Origin of the sequence: Paenibacillus sp. F4 (assembly GCF_002894905.1) — a bacterium.
In the GTDB taxonomy this organism is placed as follows: domain Bacteria; phylum Bacillota; class Bacilli; order Paenibacillales; family Paenibacillaceae; genus Paenibacillus; species Paenibacillus polymyxa_B.
This window is the reverse complement of record NZ_POVS01000034.1, coordinates 8,895-9,645: the sequence shown is the minus strand read 5'-3', so window position 1 is coordinate 9,645 and position 751 is coordinate 8,895. Positions and strand designations below refer to the sequence as shown.

The window sequence follows — 751 nt, the reverse complement described above, 5'->3', positions numbered from 1 at the left end:
CTGATGACGGAGCGCTCGGTAGATATGATCGTGGGGATGTTCGGGATTATGAAAGCCGGAGGCGCGTATGTTCCGATAGATCCGACGTACCCAGAGGAACGTATCCGCTACATGCTCGATGACTCAGGTGCAGAATTGCTGCTAACGCAAAGCCATCTGGTGGAAAAGGCCACTTTTGGCGGCAAGGTACTGGTGCTGAATGGGGTGCAGGAGGTCTACCACGAGGATGGTTCGAATCTGGAGCCGTTGTCTGGCCCGAACGATCTGGCATATGTGATTTATACGTCGGGTACGACGGGACAGCCGAAGGGCGTGATGATCGAGCACCGCGGGCTGTGCAACCTCAAAACCTATTTCGATGAAACATTACAGATGAGCTTGTCGGATCATGTCCTGATGTTTGCCAGTTATTCCTTTGATGCCGCTTGCTGGGAAGTGTTTCAAACGCTGTTCTGCGGAGCGACGCTATATATACCGACGTCGGAAACGATTTTAAACTATGGACAGTTCGAGCAGTACATGGCGAAACACCAAATTACGGCCGTGTTACTACCACCGACGTACGCGGTGTATCTAGAAGCAGAGCGACTGCCAGACCTGCGCATCCTGCTCACGGGGGGATCCGCGACATCGACAGACCTGGTAAACAAGTGGAAGCATCAAGTAGCCTACTACAACGCGTATGGTCCAACAGAGAATTCCATTGTCACGTCGATTTGGCCGGTGTCTGAGGACGCGAATGCGGAGGAAC

General features: G+C 52.9%; 1 protein-coding gene. It reads left to right on the top strand.

From position 1 onward, the window contains the following. A partial coding sequence (locus tag C1T21_RS28240) for an AMP-binding protein (protein WP_258012640.1) occupies nucleotides 1-751 on the top strand: 751 nt, incomplete at both ends.